This is a genomic window from Streptomyces sp. NPDC006259 (assembly GCF_042870975.1).
Taxonomy (GTDB): domain Bacteria; phylum Actinomycetota; class Actinomycetes; order Streptomycetales; family Streptomycetaceae; genus Streptomyces.
The window spans coordinates 703,068-719,865 of the sequence record NZ_JBIAHY010000002.1 but is presented as its reverse complement, the minus strand read 5'-3'; the positions used below and the strand labels follow the sequence as shown (position 1 = coordinate 719,865).

At 73.6% G+C, this 16,798-nt stretch carries 15 protein-coding genes; 4 read left to right on the top strand and 11 right to left on the bottom strand.

Going from position 1 to position 16,798, the window contains the following annotated elements:
- Nucleotide 1: 1 nt before the first annotated feature.
- Both ACFYO5_RS09140 and ACFYO5_RS09135 read right to left on the bottom strand, forming a co-directional pair.
- The gene (locus ACFYO5_RS09140) at nt 2–892 is read right to left on the bottom strand and encodes a glycoside hydrolase family 19 protein (protein WP_388706009.1); all 891 of its coding nucleotides are present in this window, start codon (nt 890–892) and stop codon (nt 2–4) included.
- A gap of 305 nt (nt 893–1,197) precedes the next feature.
- Nucleotides 1,198–3,201 carry an aldehyde dehydrogenase family protein gene (locus ACFYO5_RS09135; protein WP_388706006.1) on the bottom strand — a complete coding sequence of 668 codons (2,004 nt, stop codon included), beginning with the start codon at nt 3,199–3,201 and terminating at the stop codon, nt 1,198–1,200.
- On the opposite strand from ACFYO5_RS09135, the gene ACFYO5_RS09130 reads away from it, so the two are divergent.
- Entirely contained in the window at nt 3,097–4,125 is a 1,029-nt protein-coding gene (locus ACFYO5_RS09130) for an acyl-CoA dehydrogenase family protein (RefSeq protein WP_388706003.1), read from the top strand. The genes ACFYO5_RS09135 and ACFYO5_RS09130 overlap by 105 nt on opposite strands.
- A gap of 90 nt (nt 4,126–4,215) precedes the next feature.
- Here the strand turns inward: ACFYO5_RS09130 and ACFYO5_RS09125 are convergent, their stop codons facing one another.
- From ACFYO5_RS09125 to ACFYO5_RS09100, 6 genes are all read right to left on the bottom strand, one after another.
- The gene (locus ACFYO5_RS09125) at nt 4,216–5,355 is read right to left on the bottom strand and encodes an LLM class flavin-dependent oxidoreductase (RefSeq protein WP_388706000.1); all 1,140 of its coding nucleotides are present in this window, start codon (nt 5,353–5,355) and stop codon (nt 4,216–4,218) included.
- 38 nt (nt 5,356–5,393) lie between these two features.
- Nucleotides 5,394–6,578: an SfnB family sulfur acquisition oxidoreductase gene (locus tag ACFYO5_RS09120; protein ID WP_388705998.1), complete on the bottom strand. Its 1,185-nt coding sequence runs from the start codon at nt 6,576–6,578 to the stop codon at nt 5,394–5,396.
- 7 nt (nt 6,579–6,585) lie between these two features.
- Nucleotides 6,586–7,140, bottom strand: a complete 555-nt coding sequence (gene ssuE / locus ACFYO5_RS09115) for an NADPH-dependent FMN reductase (RefSeq protein WP_356564748.1) — start codon at nt 7,138–7,140, stop codon at nt 6,586–6,588.
- A 59-nt stretch (nt 7,141–7,199) separates the two neighbouring features.
- The gene (locus ACFYO5_RS09110; RefSeq protein ID WP_388705995.1) at nt 7,200–8,417 is read right to left on the bottom strand and encodes an acyl-CoA dehydrogenase family protein; all 1,218 of its coding nucleotides are present in this window, start codon (nt 8,415–8,417) and stop codon (nt 7,200–7,202) included.
- A 46-nt stretch (nt 8,418–8,463) separates the two neighbouring features.
- Nucleotides 8,464–9,585, bottom strand: a complete 1,122-nt coding sequence (gene sfnG, locus ACFYO5_RS09105; protein ID WP_388705992.1) for a dimethylsulfone monooxygenase SfnG — start codon at nt 9,583–9,585, stop codon at nt 8,464–8,466.
- Between the two features lie 154 nt (nt 9,586–9,739).
- The gene (locus ACFYO5_RS09100) at nt 9,740–9,817 is read right to left on the bottom strand and encodes a putative leader peptide (RefSeq protein WP_351405193.1); all 78 of its coding nucleotides are present in this window, start codon (nt 9,815–9,817) and stop codon (nt 9,740–9,742) included.
- 143 nt (nt 9,818–9,960) lie between these two features.
- On the opposite strand from ACFYO5_RS09100, the gene ACFYO5_RS09095 reads away from it, so the two are divergent.
- Complete coding sequence (locus tag ACFYO5_RS09095; protein ID WP_388705990.1) at nt 9,961–10,878, top strand: LysR family transcriptional regulator; 918 nt, start codon at nt 9,961–9,963, stop codon at nt 10,876–10,878.
- A 21-nt stretch (nt 10,879–10,899) separates the two neighbouring features.
- On the opposite strand, the gene ACFYO5_RS09090 is transcribed toward ACFYO5_RS09095, so the two are convergent.
- Entirely contained in the window at nt 10,900–11,067 is a 168-nt protein-coding gene (locus ACFYO5_RS09090) for a hypothetical protein (RefSeq protein WP_356564740.1), read from the bottom strand.
- A 516-nt stretch (nt 11,068–11,583) separates the two neighbouring features.
- On the opposite strand from ACFYO5_RS09090, the gene ACFYO5_RS09085 reads away from it, so the two are divergent.
- Nucleotides 11,584–13,101, top strand: coding sequence for an SDR family oxidoreductase (locus ACFYO5_RS09085; RefSeq protein WP_388705987.1), 1,518 nt, complete (start codon nt 11,584–11,586; stop codon nt 13,099–13,101).
- 235 nt (nt 13,102–13,336) lie between these two features.
- On the opposite strand, the gene ACFYO5_RS09080 is transcribed toward ACFYO5_RS09085, so the two are convergent.
- Nucleotides 13,337–14,245, bottom strand: coding sequence for a LysR family transcriptional regulator (locus ACFYO5_RS09080; protein WP_388705985.1), 909 nt, complete (start codon nt 14,243–14,245; stop codon nt 13,337–13,339).
- Nucleotides 14,246–14,412: 167 nt separating this feature from the next.
- On the opposite strand from ACFYO5_RS09080, the gene ACFYO5_RS09075 reads away from it, so the two are divergent.
- Nucleotides 14,413–15,108 carry a type 1 glutamine amidotransferase domain-containing protein gene (locus tag ACFYO5_RS09075; RefSeq protein WP_388705983.1) on the top strand — a complete coding sequence of 232 codons (696 nt, stop codon included), beginning with the start codon at nt 14,413–14,415 and terminating at the stop codon, nt 15,106–15,108.
- A 629-nt stretch (nt 15,109–15,737) separates the two neighbouring features.
- Here ACFYO5_RS09075 and ACFYO5_RS09070 read toward each other — a convergent pair.
- Nucleotides 15,738–16,691 carry a MerR family transcriptional regulator gene (locus ACFYO5_RS09070; RefSeq protein ID WP_388705981.1) on the bottom strand — a complete coding sequence of 318 codons (954 nt, stop codon included), beginning with the start codon at nt 16,689–16,691 and terminating at the stop codon, nt 15,738–15,740.
- Nucleotides 16,692–16,798: the final 107 nt, after the last annotated feature.

The following is a 16,798-nucleotide window of genomic DNA, read 5'->3' as shown; positions in this document are numbered from 1 at the left end:
GTCAGCAGGAGAGATTGCCGCCCGCGGAGACGCCGAGTATCTGCGCGAACTGCTGGTACTTGGTCACCCGGCTCTGCACCTGCGCCGGGTTCTTGCCGTCGCACTCCAGGGAACCGTTGATGGAGCGGATGGTCTGGCCGAAGCCGGCGCCGTTGACCATGGCGTTGTGGGGGGTCATGGTGCCGGGGCCGTTCTGGGTGTTCCAGTACCACAGGGCCGTCTTCCAGGCCACGGCCGCGTCGTTCTGCACCAGCCAGGGGTTGTTGAGGAGGTCGATGCCGAGGGCGTCACCCGCGGCCTTGTAGTTGAAGTTCCAGCTGAGCTGGATGGGGCCGCGACCGTAGTAGGCCGCCTGGCCCGCCGGGCAGCCGTACGGTTGGCTCCAGTCGCAGTAGTGCGGGTAGTTGGCGGTGTTCTGCTCGACGACGTGCACCAGTCCGCCGGTCTCGTGGCCCACGTTGGCGAGGAAGGCCGCCGCCTCCTGCTTCCTGGTGGTGTCGCTGCCGGTGGTGGCGAAGCCGGGGTAGGCCTTGAGGGCCGCGGTCAGACCGCTGTAGGTGTAGAAGGAGTTCCGGCCCGGGAACATCTGGTTGAACTGCGCCTCGGTGACCACGAAGGTGCCGACCGGCGTCCCCGGGCCGTTGTCGCAGGCGTACGGCTCCCAGTACCAGGTGCTGATGACGGGGTCGTAGCCCGGGTTGTCGTGTTCGGCGATGTAGGCCCTGCCGTCGGTGTAGCGGACGATGTCGCCGGTGCGGTAGGCCTTGCCGGCCACCCAGTTCGGGTAGCTGGAACAGGCGGCGGCGGACGCGCTCGTGGCCGGCAGGAGCACCGGTACGGCGCTGGAGAGGACGAGTGCGGTCACGACCGCGGAGATACGACGCCTCGACACGGGATCAACTCCTTCGCGGAGCACGGCCGTCCCCTGCGCAGGGCAGGGCGGAGCAGGGCCTGGCGCGCGTGCCGGTGGGACCGGTCACGGCTCGGGGGCGGCCGTGGTGGGGGGTGTGGAGGCATACTCAACCGCTTTGGTCTGTACCAGTCAAGGGTGTAGACCACTTGGCCCGGGCGGACGGGTGGCCGGGCGGGTGGCCGGGCGGGTGGCCGGGTGAAGCGCCCCGGCCACCCCCGGCCACCCGGGCTCCCCCGGCCACCGCCGCTCTCTCCCGCGACCGGAGTGCCCCTCCCGTCGTCGGCTCAGCTCAGCGGCTTCTCCAGCACCGCCTTGCGGTGGCTGAAGGTCTCCATCGAGTACCGGCCGTGGTAGTTGCCCATGCCGCTCTCCCCCACTCCGCCGAACGGCAGGTCCGAGACGGTGAGATGGGCGAGCGGCAGGCCGTGGCCGAGGCCACCGGAAGAGGTCTCGGCGGCGATGCGCGCACGGGTCTCCTCGGACTCGGAGAAGACGTAGAGCGCGAGCGGCTTGTCGCGGTCGTTGATGAACGCGATGGCCTCGTCGAGTCCGTCGGCGGTCACGATCGGCAGGATCGGCCCGAAGATCTCCTCCCGCATGACGGGCGAGGCGGGGTCCACGTCGGCGAGGACGGTCGGCGCGATGTACTTGTCCGTGCGGTCGCTGTCCCCGCCGACCACGACGCGTCCCGAGCCGAGCAGGCCGGTGAGCCGGTCGAAGTGGCGCTCGTTGATGATCCGGCCGTACTCGCCGGAGGTCCGCGGGTCGGCGCCGTGGACCTTCTCGACGGCCGCGGCGAGGAGGGGTTCCAGGGCGGCGGCGGTCCGGGGGTCGGTGAGGACGTAGTCGGGGGCGACGCAGGTCTGGCCGGCGTTGAGGAACTTGCCGCGGGCCAGCCGGTCGGCGACCACGGCGAGGTCGGTGTCGCGGTCGACGAACGCCGGTGACTTGCCGCCGAGTTCGAGAGTGACCGGGGTGAGGTGTTCGGCGGCGGCGCGCATCACGATACGGCCGACGGTGCCGTTGCCGGTGTAGAAGATGTGGTCGAAGCGCTCCGCCAGAAGGGCCGTGGTCTCCGGGACGCCGCCCTCGACGACGGCGACCGCGTCGGTGTCGAGACAGGCGGGCAGCAGCCGGGCCAGCGCCGCGGAGGTGGCCGGGGCCAGCTCACTGGGCTTGACGACGACGGCGTTGCCCGCCGCGAGGGCGCCGACGAGCGGGGCGAGCAGCAGTTGGGCCGGGTAGTTCCAGGGGGCGATGACGAGGACGACGCCGAGCGGGTCGTACTGGGTCCACGCGCGGGCGTCGGGGCCCAGGTGCGCGGGGACCGGCGCGGGCTCGGGGCGCAGCCAGTCGTCGAGGTGGTCGAGCGTGTGGTCGATCTCTCGGACGGTGAAGTCGATCTCGGTGCGGTAGGCCTCCGTGGCGCTCTTGCCGAGGTCGGTGTGGAGGGCCGCGGCCAGCTCGTCGCCGCGTTCCGTGAGCATCTCGCGCAGGCGGCGCAGCTGTCCGGTCCGCCAGGCGGCGGGCTTGGTCCGGCCGGTGCGGAAGGTGGCGCGCAGCCGGGCGACGACGTCGGCGGGCTGCTCGGGGGTGGCGGTGGTCACGGTGCCTCGCTGGTGGTGCGCGGGCTTCTCAGCCCTGGACGGAGGGGGCGAGCGGTCTGCTCGGTGTATATGCCAACCTTTCGCGTACCAAAATACATTCCCCGGCTCGACGGCCCCTCGCGCCGGCGCCGCCGCCACACACGTGTCGCCCGGCTTCGCCGGAGAGGTCGATGTCGGTGTCGCCCGGAGGCGGACGGGGACGGCCGCAGTCCGTGCGGAACACCTCGACGGGGTCCGTGGTGGCCCAGGCCGTCCGGCCGTCCCGGTGCGGGGCCTCGACCGGGCGGATCCCGCCGAGGTACCTCGCCCTCGCTCTCGGCGTACGGCGGCCCGTCGGCGATCGACGTCGCCGCCCGCCGTGCGCCGTTCCCCGTGAAGACGTCCGTCCCGACGGGCCGCGGCGCCGTGGCCGTCTCCGGGCCGTGCGCCCGCCGGCGAACACCCGGCAGTACTTCCTGACTGCCGCCGTGGCGCGATCCGCGGCTCGCCGTGCCGCCGCGATGCCGTTCGCCTCCCACCCGAACGGCACGCCCCCTGAGGGAACCCCCGCGCGGCGCCCCGGGGAGAATCCCGTCCATGACCGCACCGCACCCGCTCGTCGCCCGTGCCCGGCACCTCGCGGACACGCTTCTCGCCCCGCACGCCGAGGAGGTGGATCAGTCGGAGGTCCCCGCCGCCCATCTCGCGGAGATCCGGCGCTCGGGCCTGCTCGGGCTGCACGCGCCGAAGGAGTACGGCGGCTCGGCGGCGCCCGCGTCCGTGGTGCGGGAGACGGCGGAGATCCTCGCGGGGGCGTGCTGCTCGACCTGGTTCGTGCAGACACAGCACCACACGCCGGTGCTGACGCTGGCCAGGAGTGGGGGTCCGGTCCGCGAGCGCCTCCTCGGCCCTCTGGCCCGCGGTGAGCTGCTGTCGGGTGTGGCGTACGCCCATCTGCGCGCCCATCCGCGGACGCCGGTGCGGGTGACGCGGGAGGGCGACGGGTGGCGCTTCGACGGCCGGGTCCCCTGGTACACGGGGTGGGGGCTGAACGACGTGATGCTGCTGGCCGGTGTGACCGACGCCGACGAGGCGCTGTTCGCCTTCGCCGAGGCGCGGGAGCAGCCGGGGCTGCGGGCGTCGGCCCCGATGCGGCTGACCGCGCTCACCGCGGCCCGCACGGTCTCCCTGGAGCTGGCGGGGTTCCACGTGCCGGAGGAGGCGGTGGCGCTGCGGACGCCGTTCTCGCGGTGGGCCGCGACGGACCGCCCGAAGACGGTGGCCGCGAACCCGGCGGTGTTCGGTGTGACGGAGTCGGCCCTCGCCCTGCTGGACGAGGACACGGCGGCTCCCCTGCGCGCCCGTCTCACCGAGGTCCGCGACCGGGCCTACGCGTCGGCCGACCACCCGGTCCACCACGAGCACCTGGACGAGCGTCTGTCCCTCAGGATCCGCGCGTACGAGGTGCTGCACGCGGCCACGACGGCGGCGGTGGTGGCGGGCGGCGGCCGTTCCCTGTCGCTGACGAGCCGGGCCCAACGGCTGGCGCGGGAGGCCCTGTTCCTCATGGTCCAGGGCCAGACGCAGGAGTCCCGCGGGGCGCACCTCGCCGCCCTGCTGCCCTGACGCCTGTCCTCGCACTTCGGTCTTCGCACTCCCGTCGACCGCCCGACCGCCCGGCAGGCGGGAAGGTGACGGCGGGGGCCGGAGTCGCGGTCAGCCGGCGAACGGTACCTGCACCGGGGCGTCCTTCTCCCCCGCCGGATGCGTCCACAGCCCGTCCGCGGCCAGCCGTGGCAGCACCCCCTCCCCGAACCAGTAGGCCTCCTCCAGATGCGGATACCCGGACAGCACGAACTCCTCGATGCCCAGCGCCGCGTACTCCTTGATCCGGTCGGCGACCTCTGCGTGGCTTCCGACCAGCGAGGTCCCGGCGCCGCCGCGGACCAGACCGATCCCGGCCCACAGGTTGGGGTGGATCTCCAGGCCGTTGCGGTCGCCTCCGTGCAGGGCGAGCATCCGCCGCTGTCCCTCGGACTCGCTGCGCGCCAGGCCGGCCTGTACGGACTTCACGGTGGCGGGGTCGAAGCCGGCGAGCAGCCGGTCGGCCTCCGCCCAGGCCGCCGCGGAGGTGTCCCGCGTGATCACGTGCAGCCGGATGCCGAACCGCACGGTCCGTCCCTGCCGGGCCGCGAGCCCCCGGATCCAGGCGATCTTCTCGGCGACCTGCGCGGGCGGCTCTCCCCAGGTGAGGTACACGTCGACGTGGCGGGCGGCGATCTCCCCGGCGATCGGTGAGGAGCCTCCGAAGTACACCTCGGGGACGGGGTCCGGCACCCGCGCCAGCCTGGCGTCCTCGACGCGCAGATGCTCGCCCTTCAGGTCGACGGCCTTGCCCTCCCACAGCTCCCGGACTATCTGGAGGAATTCGCCGGTACGGCGGTAGCGGTCGTCCTTGTCGAGGAAGTCGCCGTAGGCGCGCTGCTCGTGGCTCTCGCCGCCGGTGACGACGTTCAGCAGGAGGCGTCCGCCGGTCTGCCGCTGGAAGGTCGAGGCCATCTGCGCGGCGAGGGTGGGCGAGACGAATCCGGGCCGGAACGCGACCAGGAACTTCAGCCGCTCGGTGTGCTGGCTGACCATGGCGGTGGTCAGCCACGCGTCCTCGCACCACGCGCCGGTCGGCGTGAGCGCGCCCTCGAAGCCGAGGTCCTCGGCGGCGCGGGCGATCTGGCTCAGATAGCCGACCGTGGGGGGCCGGTCCCGTCCGGAGGCGGTGGCGGGGGTGCCGTGACCGCCGCCGACGACATGGCGGCTGTCGCCGTTGGTGGGCAGGAACCAGTGGAAGGTGAGGGACACGTGGGGTCTCCGATCAGCGATGTCCGTCGGGAGCCGGCCTAGAGCAGGCCGTGGCGGGGCGGGCGGGTCCCGTTGAGGACGTACCGGCCGATGTGCTGGAGCTTCCAGCGGGCGGGGTCGTGCAGGGTGTGGGTGCGGGCGTCGCGCCAGTGCCGGTGCAGGTTGAGGGTGTGCAGTGCCGAGCGGGTGCCGCCCACCTCGAACAGGGCTCCCGCCACCTCCACGGCGGTCTGCGCCGCCTGCACCTTGGCCGCGGCCACCGCGACGGACGCCTCGGCGGCCGTGTCGTCGGTGAGGTGGGCGTCCGCCGCGTCGACCGTGCGGGCGGCCTCCCGCAGCAGCGCCTCCGACGCCCTCACCTGTACGGACAGTTCGCCGAAGCGCTGGATCAGCAGCGGATCCTCGGCGGCCGTCTCGACGCCGCTCTCGAACCACGGCCGGCTCTTGGTCCGCACGAACTCGGCCGCCTCCGCGAGCGCGCCCGCGGCGAGACCGGTGTCGATGGCGGCGTGCAGCAACTGGGCGACGGCGCCGTGGAGTTGCGGCCCTTCGAAGGTGAGGTGGTGGGGCAGGACGCGGTCACCCGGCACCGGCACGCCGTCGAGACGGACGGTGCCGCTGGCCGTCGTGCGCTGTCCCATGCCGTCCCAGTCGTCGACGACGGTGAGGCCGGGGGCGTCGGCGGGCACGTAGGCGACGTGCAGCTTGTCGTCCTCGGCGCGGGCCAGGACCGGGATCCAGTCGGCGAAGAGCGCGCCGGTGGAGTAGTGCTTGACGCCGGTGAGGGTGTAGGAGCCGTCGGGCCGCGGAGTCAGGCGGGTGCGGATGTCCTGGACGTGCCGGGTGCCCGCCTCGGACTGGGCGTTGCCGAAGCGGCGGCCGGAGAGCAGTTCGGCGAAGAAGAACTTTCGCTGGTCCGGCGTCCCCTGACGGCGGATCACATTGACGTAGGCGAAGTGGCTCTGCGGAATCTGCGCCAGGCTGCCATCGGCGGTGCCGAGCAGCCGGAGGATCTCCGCGAGGGTCCGCGCGCTCACGTCCGCGCCGCCGTGCTCGGCGGGGACGGTGACGGCCAGCAGCCCGGAGGCGGAGAGCCGGTCCAGCTCGGCCCGCGGCAGCCGCCGTTCGGCGTCGCGCTCGGCTGCTCCGGCACGGAACTCGTCGGCCAGGGCGGCGGCGACGGCGAGGGCCTCGGCGTCGCCGGCGATCACATGGGCGGTCACGGTGGCCTCAGCTCGCCGCGGCGAGGTACGGCGTGCGGCCGAGGACGGTGGAGAACTGGTCGACGACCTGGCCGAGCGCCTCGGCGGCGGCCGGGGCGACGGTCAGCGAGCCGTCCTCGTGCGCCGTGATGTCCTTGTCGAGGGTGAACCAGCCCTGCACGATGTGGGTCGCGCCCATGGAGTTCAGTACGGGCCGCAGGGCGTAGTCGATGGCGAGGACGTGGGCGACAGAACCGCCGGTGGCGAGCGGCAGCACCGTCTTGCCGGCGAGCGCGTACTGCGGCAGCAGGTCGAGGAGCGCCTTGAGGACACCGGAGTACGACGCCTTGTAGACGGGCGTGCCCACGACGACGCCGTCGGCGCGCGCGAACAGCTCGGTGGCCTCGACGATCGCGGGGTGGCGGAAGTCGGCGCCCAGGAGGGCCTCGGCCGGGACGGTGCGCACGTCGAGCGGGACGACCTCGTGGCCCTGGGCGATCAGGCGCTGGTCGAGGTGGCGGAGCAGCCGACCGGTGCGGGAGGTGGCGGAAGGGCTGCCGGAGACGGACAGGACGGTGGCCATGGGTCCTCTTTCGGGAGGGGGCGGGGGCGCCTCGGTGTGCGAGGCGCCCCCGGAGCGGGTCAGGAGTACCAGGTGGGTTCGGGCAGTTCGCCCTCGAGGACCCAGCGGCCGACCTCGCGCCGCTTGTAGGCGACGGGGTCGTGGAGGGTGTGGGTGCGCACGTTGCGCCAGAAACGGTCGAGGCCCTCGGAGGTGGCCGTGGAGCGGGCTCCGGTCACCTCGAAGATGCGGCTGGAGATCTCCAGGGCGACGTCGGTGGCGCGTGCCTTGACCGCGGCCACCCGTACCTCGAAGTCGCCGCGGGTCTGGGCGGTCACCGCGTCGGGGTCGTCGTGCAGCTTCTGCCCTTCGGCGGCGACGGCGTCGGCGAGGGCCTCGACCGCCCAGAGCTTGGCGGTGAGGTCGCCGTAGATGTCGATGACGTAGGGCTCGTCGACCGCCCGCTCGTGGCCGCCGTGCAGCCAGGAGCGGGCCTTGGTGCGGGTGTAGGTGGCGGCCGTCTCCAGGGCGCCGCCCGCGATGCCGAGGTAGAAGTTGACGAACACCAGCTGGATGGTGGGGACGTTGAGGGTGTTGTAGGTGCGCGGCTGGAACACCTTGTCGACGTAGCCGGCGGCCGAGGACCAGGGGGTGCGGACCCCGTCGATGGTGACGCTGCCGCTCTCGGTGAGGCGCTGGCCGATGTTGTCCCAGTCGTCGTGGAAGGTCAGACCCTCGCTGTCGGAGGGCACGATGGCGAAGACGTGCTGGTCGGTGCCGTCGAGGACGCCCTCCAGGACGGTGACGTCGGAGACCCTGCTGCCGGTGGAGAAGGACTTGCGGCCGGTGAAGACGAGGTCGTCGCCGTCCTCGGTGACGGTGACGTCCTTGTCACGCGGGTTGACGGCCCCGCCGAAGAACCAGCGGTTGCGCGCGGCCTCGGCCTCCACGTGCTCCCACTGCTCGCGGGTGCCGACGAGGCGGGCGGCCCAGTTCCACAGGTAGTGGTAGCCGAGGAGCTGGCCGATGGAGCCGTCGGCCTTGGCGATCTCGCGGACGACGCGGTAGGCGGTGGGCCAGCGCTCGCCCCCGCCGCCGTGCTCGGCGGGGCCGAGCAGGGTGACCAGGCCGGCGTCCTTCAGGAGCTGGACCTCCGCGTGGGGGGCGGCGCCCGCGCGGTCGCGCTCGGCGGCGTCGGTGGCGAGGACGGCGGCCACCTCGGCGGCGCGGGCGATCCACGCCTCGGCGGTGGTGGGGGCGGGGTGGGTCTGCCAGTCGGCGGGCGTGACGGTGCTCATGCTCGGTGACCTCTTTCGCTGTGCGGTGCGGAAGGCGTGGGGGCGATCAGGCGTGGGCGGGAACGGACTCGGCGTCGGTGTCGGGGAGTTGGGCCTCCAGTTCGCGCACGAGGGGCAGCACGCGTTTGCCGAAGTACTCGACCTCCTCGTGGTAGTGGAGGAACCCGAGGAGCAGCAGGTCGACGCCGAGCCGGCGGTAGGCGACGATGCGTTCGGCGATCTGCTCGGGCGTGCCGATGAGGCCGGTGCGGAATCCGTCGTTGTACTGGACCAGGTCCTCGAAGGAGGAGTCCTGCCACATGCCCTTGCCGTCGGCGGTGGACTGCCCGGCCTGCTTGACGGCGGCACCGAAGCCCTCGACGGCCTCGCTGTCGGCCTTGGCGACGATCTCGCGGAGGGTGGAGCGGGCCTCCGCCTCGGTGTCGCGGGCGATGAGGAAGCCGTTGAGGCCGAACTTCGGTGCCGCGCGGCCCACTTCGGCGGCCGACCGGCGGACGTCGGCGATCTGCTCGGTCACCCCGTCGAAGTCCTTGCCGTTGGAGAAGTACCAGTCGGAGACCCGGCCGGCCATGGCGCGGGCGGCGGTGGAGTTGCCGCCCTGGAAGATCTCCGGGTGGGGGCGCTCGGGTGTGTTGAGGGGTTTGGGCTTGAGGGTGAAGTCGCGCAGCCGGTAGAAGTCCCCGGCGAGTTCGGTGTGGTCCTCGGTCCAGATCTGGCGCAGGGCGCGGATGAACTCCTCGGAGCGGCGGTAGCGTTCGTCGTGCTCCAGCCACGGTTCGCCGAGGGCGGTGAACTCGCCCTTGAACCAGCCCGAGACGACGTTGACGGCGAAACGGCCGCCCGAGATGTGGTCGGCGGTGGCGCCGAGCTTGGCCAGCACGCCGGGGTGCCACAGGCCGGGGTGCACGGCGGCGATCACCTTCAGACGCTGCGTGGCGAGCAGCAGGGCGAGGCTGAAGCTGGTCGACTCGTGCTGGTACTCGGCGCCGTAACTGGCCATGTAGCGGACCTGGCTGAGGGCGTACTCGAAACCGTTGTTCTCGGCGAGGACGGCGAGTTCGCGGTTGTAGTCGTATCCCCAGTCGGTGCGCTGTTCGATCTTGCTGGTGACGAGTCCTCCGCTGACGTTGGGGACCCAGTAGGCGAATTTCACGGGCGTTGCGGGCATGCGGAACTCCTGGTGCGCGGATGCGTTTTCGGGCACGCCGAATTCACGCTGCGCAAGGGAGAGCGGTGAATTCGAGCGGTGCTGCGACGACACGGCGAACACCTGCGGTCAGGGCAGGTGGCGCGGTGGGAAAGAGGTGCGGCGGATCGGGGAATCAGGCCGCGGCGCGACAGGAGGCGCTGGAGACGCGCGCGAGGTCGACATGGCGTCGCCGCGTGAGGTCCAGTCGCATCTTCATGCCGTCGATCGTGGCAGCCGCCGGTCTCGGCAGTCAAGGAGAACCCGACCGGTCTCGTATCGCGGACCATTGAATTTCACGAAGGCGTGACAGGGAAACCCTTGAACCGGTGGGGAATGGGCCCGCATTCTTCCGGGGTGCGGACAGAACAGCTGGAATACATCGCGGCGGTCACCCGGCTCGGTTCGCTGCGCCGGGCCGCCGAGGAACTGCGGCTCTCCCAGCCCGCGTTGAGCGAGACGGTGCGCAACCTGGAGCGCGAGCTGGGAGTGGACCTGCTGGAGCGCAAGCGGTCGGGGGCGACGATGAGCGCCTCGGGCCGCGAGCTGCTGCCGCACATCGTCGGGGTGCTGGAAGCGGTGGACCGGCTGCGCGCGGCGGCGGGCGAGCGGCACCGGATCAGCCGCATGGTGCGGGTGGGCACGGTGAACGCGGCGACCGTGCCGCTGCTCATCCCGGTACTGCGGGAGTTCCGCGCGGCGCATCCGGTCACCCAGGTGGAGGTGGTGGCCGCCCAGCAGACCGACATCCACCGGACCCTCCTGGAGGGCGGGTTCGACCTGGGGCTGGTCAACCATCTGGAGGGCGACGACATGCCCGCCGACTTCGAGTCCACCGAACTGCTGCGCGGACGGCCGGTGGTGTGCGTACGGCCCGACAGCCCGCTGGCCTCGCTGGCGTCGGTCACGGTCGAGGACCTGCTGGGCGTGCCGCTGATCGGGATGCGCTCCGGCTATGTGATGCACCGCTATGTGCACCGGCTCCTCGACGGGCACGGCCCGGCCTTCGCCTACTCCACCGACGGTGCGGAGATGGGCAAGCTGATGGTCGCCGAAGGGCTCGGGGCGACGGTCCTGCCCGACTTCAGCGTGGCCGGGGACCCGCTGGAGCGGCGCGGGGCGATCACCTACCGGCCCATCGGCGGCGACACCACGCGGGTGCTGCTCATGCTGCGGAGGCGGCGCGCGGACTCCGTGCCGCAGGCGGCACGGGACCTGCACGAGGCGTTCGTGCGGACGGCGCGGACGCTGGTCGCGGCCGGCGCCCGACCGTAGGGTGCGGCCGGCTCCGCGCGGTCAGTCCTCCTCGCCCGCCGGGACCACGACGAGGAAGGCGTCCGACTTCAGATCCATCACCACGGTCGCGGGCTCCCCCTCGGCCCGCAGCCTGGCCGCCGACTCCTCCGCCGGCCACGATCCGCGCGGAGCTCCAGCGGGGAAACGCTCCAACACCTTCGCGCCCATAGTGACTGACACCTCCGGCTTCGATACGAATACGTCCTTGTCCTACGCCTGCCCGCTGTCGCGGCAAGCATGTTCAAGAAGCGTCCACCCGGGTGACACACGGCGGTCGGGACCGAGCCGGTGCGGCGGTAGGGCGAGTGCGCCTGGCGGAGCCGGTGCGGACGTCGGGCGAGTGCGCCTGGCGGAGCCGGTACGGACGTCGGGCGCGTCCGCCCACCCGTCCGCCGCAGCCGGACGCCGACGGGATACCGGCCGGTCGATGGCGCGGGTCGATGGCCCAGGCGGTGGCCCGGTTCGGTGGCGCCGACGGTTGAGCCGGCCGCGCCGCATCCCACCTCCGGTCGCGCGCCGTTCCCGCACTCGTCCCGCTTCCGGTCGTGCCCGGTGGCCACGCGGTCGGCGAGGCCGCCTCCCGGGATCACTCGATCGTGCGTTCACGGACCTCGCCGCATCCGTCGGCCGCCCCCGCGGGGAAGCCATGGTCAGGGGGCCGTCGACGCGAAGGGCCCGGAACTCATGACCGCACACGGCCACGGCCGGGAATCGCTGCGCTGTCTGGTCACCGGCGCCACGGGGTACATCGGCGGCCGGCTCGTCCCGGAACTGCTGGCGGAGGGCCATCGGGTGCGCTGCCTGGCCCGCTCACCGCAACGGCTGCGCGACCACCCGTGGGCCGGGCGGGCGGAGGTGGTGCGCGGGGACGTCACGGACGGCGCGTCGGTCGCCGAGGCCATGCGGGGCGTCGACGTCGCCTACTACCTGGTGCACGCGCTGGGCACGGGCCGGGACTTCGAGGCGACCGACCGGCGGGCGGCACGGATCTTCGGCGAACGGGCCCGCGCCGCCGGGGTGCGCCGCATCGTCTACCTCGGGGGGCTCACCCCCGCCGGTGTCCCCGAAGGGGAGCTGTCGCCGCACCTGCGCTCGCGCGCCGAGGTGGGCCGCATCCTGCTGGACTCGGGAGTGCCGGCCACGGTGCTGCGGGCGGCCGTCGTCATCGGCTCCGGCTCGGCCTCCTTCGAGATGCTCCGCTACCTCACCGAACGCCTGCCCGTCATGGTCACGCCGAGCTGGGTGCACACCCGGGTCCAGCCCGTCGCCGTCCGGGACGTGCTACGTGCCCTGGTGGGCAGTGCCCGTATGCCCGAGTCGGTCGTCCGGGCCTTCGACATCGGCGGGCCGGAGGTACTGACGTACCGCGACATGATGATCCGTTATGCCGCGGTGGCGGGTCTGCCCCGCCGGCTCATCCTCCCGGTGCCGGTCCTCACCCCCCGTCTGTCCAGCCACTGGGTGGGCCTCGTGACACCCGTGCCCGCCTCCATCGCGCGGCCGCTCACCGAGTCGCTGCGCCACGAGGTGGTGTGCCGGGAACACGACATCGCCCGGTACGTGCCCGAGCCGCCCGGCCCGATGGGCTTCGACGAGGCGGTACGGCTGGCGCTGCGGCGGGTCCGCGAGGCGCAGGTCGTCACCCGCTGGTCCTCCGCCTCCCTGCCCGGCGCTCCCAGCGACCCGCTGCCGACCGATCCCGACTGGGCGGGCGGCAGCCTGTACACCGACTGCCGGGAGGTGGCCGTGCACGCCTCCCGTGAGGCCCTGTGGCGGGTGATCGAGGGCGTGGGCGGTGACAACGGCTGGTACTCCTTCCCGCTGGCCTGGGCGGTCCGCGGCCGGCTGGACCGGCTGGTGGGCGGGGTGGGACTGCGCAGGGGACGGCGGGACTCGGCGCGGCTGCGGGTCGGCGACTCCCTGGACTTCTGGCGGGTCGAGGAGATCGAGCCCGGGCGGCTGCTCCGGCTGCGGGCCGAGATGCGGCTGCCGGGTCTGGCCTGGCTGGAGATGTGCGCGGAGACGGACGAGGCGGGCCGGACCCGCTACCGCCAGCGTGCCCTGTTCCATCCGCACGGGCTGCTGGGGCAGGCCTATTGGTGGAGCGTCTCCCCTTTCCACGCGGTCGTCTTCGGTGGGATGGCGCGCAACATCGCCCGGGCCGCGGCGGCCGAGGCGCCGGGGGCGGGGGCCGGTGTCTGATCGCTCCGCCACGGGGGCCTCACGCCCGGGCATCCGCTGAACCCTCGCCCCGGCCGGCGGCGGCCGACGTCGAGAGCGTCTCGGACGTCCTGTTCGGGGCCGATCCGCGGCCGCGCGACCGTCCGCCCTCGCGGGCGGCGCGGGTGAGGGCCTGCGAGGCGGTCCTCGGTTCGCGCGTCACAGGACGGTGGACGTCGCCGCCCTCGCCGCGCGGAACCGTGCGACACGGAGGTCGTCACCAGGTGCGGCCCGCCGCCAGCAGGAGGTCGCGGACGCGGGTCACGTCGGGGTTCTCCACCGCTCCGGGCCGCTGGACGAGAAAGGCCGTGTTGATGGGCGGGTCCTCCGGCTCGTACAGGGCGACGAGGGCGCCCGAGGCCAGCTCGTCGAGGCAGAGGTAGCGCGGCAGCACGGTGAACCCCGCGCCCGCGACGACCGCGGCCAGCACTCCGCGCAGGTCGGGCACGGTCACGGCGGCCGGGCCGGCCAGCCGTCGGCCGAAGACGTGCCGCCAGTAGCGGCGGGCGATCGGCAGATCCTGCGCGTAGGTGACCAGCGGGACCGGATGCAGGGCCGCGGGCAGGTCGGCGGCCGGCCGGTCCCCGAGCCGCTCGGCCCAGACGGGCGCGGCGACCAGCACGAACTCCTCGTCCGTCAGGGGTGTCGAAATCAGGGTGCGGCCTCGCGGACGGGTCGTGGCGATGACCAGGTCGTGCCGGCCGGTCCGCAGTTCGTCGAGCAGCGGCTCGGTCAGGCCCGTCGCCACCCGCAGCCGGACGCCTTCGGCCGCCAGCGGTGCCAGCACGGGCAGCACCCGGGTGCACAGCAGCTCCGCCGGTCCGGCGAGGTGCACCGGGTCGGCGCGCCCCGTCGCCGCCGGTGCGGGACCCGCCACCGTGGCCAGTTCGTCCAGCGGCGCGGCGATCCGCGCGGCCAGCGCGTCGGCGACGGCGGTCGGGGTGACACCGCGCGGGAGCCGCTCGAACAGCTCCCGCCCGGCCTGTCGCTCCAGGGTCCGCATCTGGGTCGTCACGGTCGGCTGCGACAGTCCGAGCAGTTGGGCGGCGCCGGTGAACGACCCCGCGCGGTAGACCGCGAGGAAGGTCCGCAGCAGGTTCAGGTCCAGGTGATGACTTTGTTCCACGGTGCGGAGTATTCCCTGCCTGCCATCGGAGTTCGCATACCTGACATGGGAATGCTCATTGGTTTCCTATGAGACGACCGCCTAGGTTGGGATCACCGACCACGATCCATCCGCACCTGACGCCCGCATCCGGAGCGTCGGGGACGACACCCCGGAGACAGACCACCATGGCAAAGATCCTGTTCGTGATGACCGGCGCCGACCACTGGACGCTCGCCGACGGCACCCCGCACCCCACCGGTTTCTGGGCCGAGGAAGCCGTCACGCCGTACGAGGCGTTCCGCGCGGCGGGCCACGAGGTGGTCGTCGCCACGCCGGGCGGTGTGGTCCCGCCGGTGGACAAGGGCAGCCTCGCCGCCGAACTGAACGGTGGGCAGGAGGGGGCCGACCGTGTCGCGGCCGGGCTCGCGGCGATGACCGAGCTGAAGCGGCCGGTGCGTCTGGAGGACGTCGACCTCGCCGACTACACGGCCGTGTTCTACCCGGGCGGGCACGGCCCGATGGAGGACCTGGCCGTCGACGCCGTCTCCGGCCGCATCCTCGCGACGGCCCTGGAGTCCGGTACGGCCCTCGGCGTCGTCTGCCACGGCCCGGCCGCCCTGCTGGCCGCGGTGAAGGAGGACGGAACCAACGCCTTCGCCGGCCGCCGCGTCGCCGCCTTCACCAACGACGAGGAGATGCAGGCCGGCCTCGGCGACAAGGCCAAGTGGCTCCTCCAGGACCGGCTGACCGAGGCGGGTGTCGACGTACAGGTCGGCGAGCCGTGGGCGCCGCACGTGATCGTGGACGGCAACCTCGTCACCGGCCAGAACCCGGCCTCCTCCGGCCCGCTCGCCGCCGAACTGCTCAAGAAGCTGGGCTGACCCTCGTCCGTCGGCCGGCCCTCCGGGATCCCGCCTCGCCGCGGTCCCGGGCGTCCACCGGCCGGCGGTCCGGCGACGTCCGCGACCAGCACCACGCGTTCCGGCGGGCCGTCGCGGCGCCGCCGACCGCGCGCCGCGGGACCCCCGCCGAGCGGCCTCCCCGCGCACGGCGTTCCGCGGGCGCGGCGCGCGAGGGGCGTCCTGGCCGGCCTGGCGGGCCCCGCCCCGACTCAGGGGCAGGTCCTCGCCGCTCGCCGGAGTCACCCGCGACGGTCCGCCTCCTGACCCGCCGTGCTCCCCCTGGGCCACGGCACGGTGCGCGGGAGGCGCCGGTCACCCGTTCACCGAGGCGGGCACCCGGTGCCGGGCGCCAGGCCGCAGAACGCCGCTCAGATCTGTGTGTCACTGGTCAGCGGCCTGGGGACATGCCGGACGCCCAACGCCTCGCGGGACCGGAGGACGTCCATCCGGGACGCCGTCCACCGCCCTCCCGGGCCTGGGGTACACGCGTCCGGACGCCGTCCACCGCCCTCCCGGCCTGGAGGACACGCATGCCGGACGTCCAGCGCCTGCGGAACTGCCGATCCCGAATCGCGGGTGCGCGGGGATCAGCCCGGTCCACGGGGTCCTCACGCCCGTGACAGCAGGGCCAGGGCCTCTCCCAGCCCTGCGGGCCGGGGCAGCCCCGGCGTGGGGCGTCCCGCCCACCCGGGTCCGCCGAGCACCACCGTCGGTCCGCGCCGCGCCCCGGTGACGCCCCATCGCATGTCCGCGACCTGACGGGCGAGCGCCGGACTCGCCGTGGAGCGAGCCTGCGCCCACAGAACCACCGCTACGGGGCCCAGGCGGTGGACCGCCGCGACGAGTGCCTCCGCGGGGACGGCCGCCCCGAACATGCGGGTGGACAGGCCGAGTTGACGCAGACCGGCGTCGAGCGCCTCCAGCGGCAGGGCGTGCTGCTCCCCGGGCACGCAGGCCAGCACCACCGGCCCGGTGGCCGCCGGGCGCCTGTCCGGCGCGGGCCGCCCGGCGGCGCGGCGCAGCGTGGTCGAGACGTGCCAGGACAGCAGGTGCTCGACCGCCACGTACCGGTCGCCGGACGACGCCCACTTGCGGCCCACGGCATGCAGGGCCGGCACCATCACCTCCTGCCAGGCGACGACGAGCCCGTGCCGTTCGACCGCGGCGGCCAACCGCCCCTCCACTGCGGGCGCGTCGAGCCGTACGGCGGCACGGGCGAGGCCCCGGCACTCCTGACGGACGTCACCGCCCAACGGGAGCGCGCCGGCCGCCCGGGAGCGACTCGACGCGACGTCGGCCGTCCGAGTCGGAGCATCGGCGCCCGCCCGCGCCGCCCTGGCGGCCTCGGCGGGCGGCACACCCGCCGACGTGAGCCGGCACATGGCCTCGACCACGGCCACGTCGTCCGGCCGCCATCGGCGGTGCCGACCGCTGTCGCGGGACACTGGCCCGAGACCGTAGCGACGGTCCCAGGAGCGCAGCGTGGTGGGCGCGACGCCCAGTCGGCGGGCCAGCGTCCCGGTGGTCAGGCCGACGTCGTCAGGGCTCGGGGACTCGGGCATGAGGCGACGATACGGCGCCGCAGGAACGCCGGGTGAGGCGTGCCCGCCCCCTCACGCCGGACGGTGGAGGCCGTGGCGGTTCGCGGCACCGACCCGCCCGCACCGCG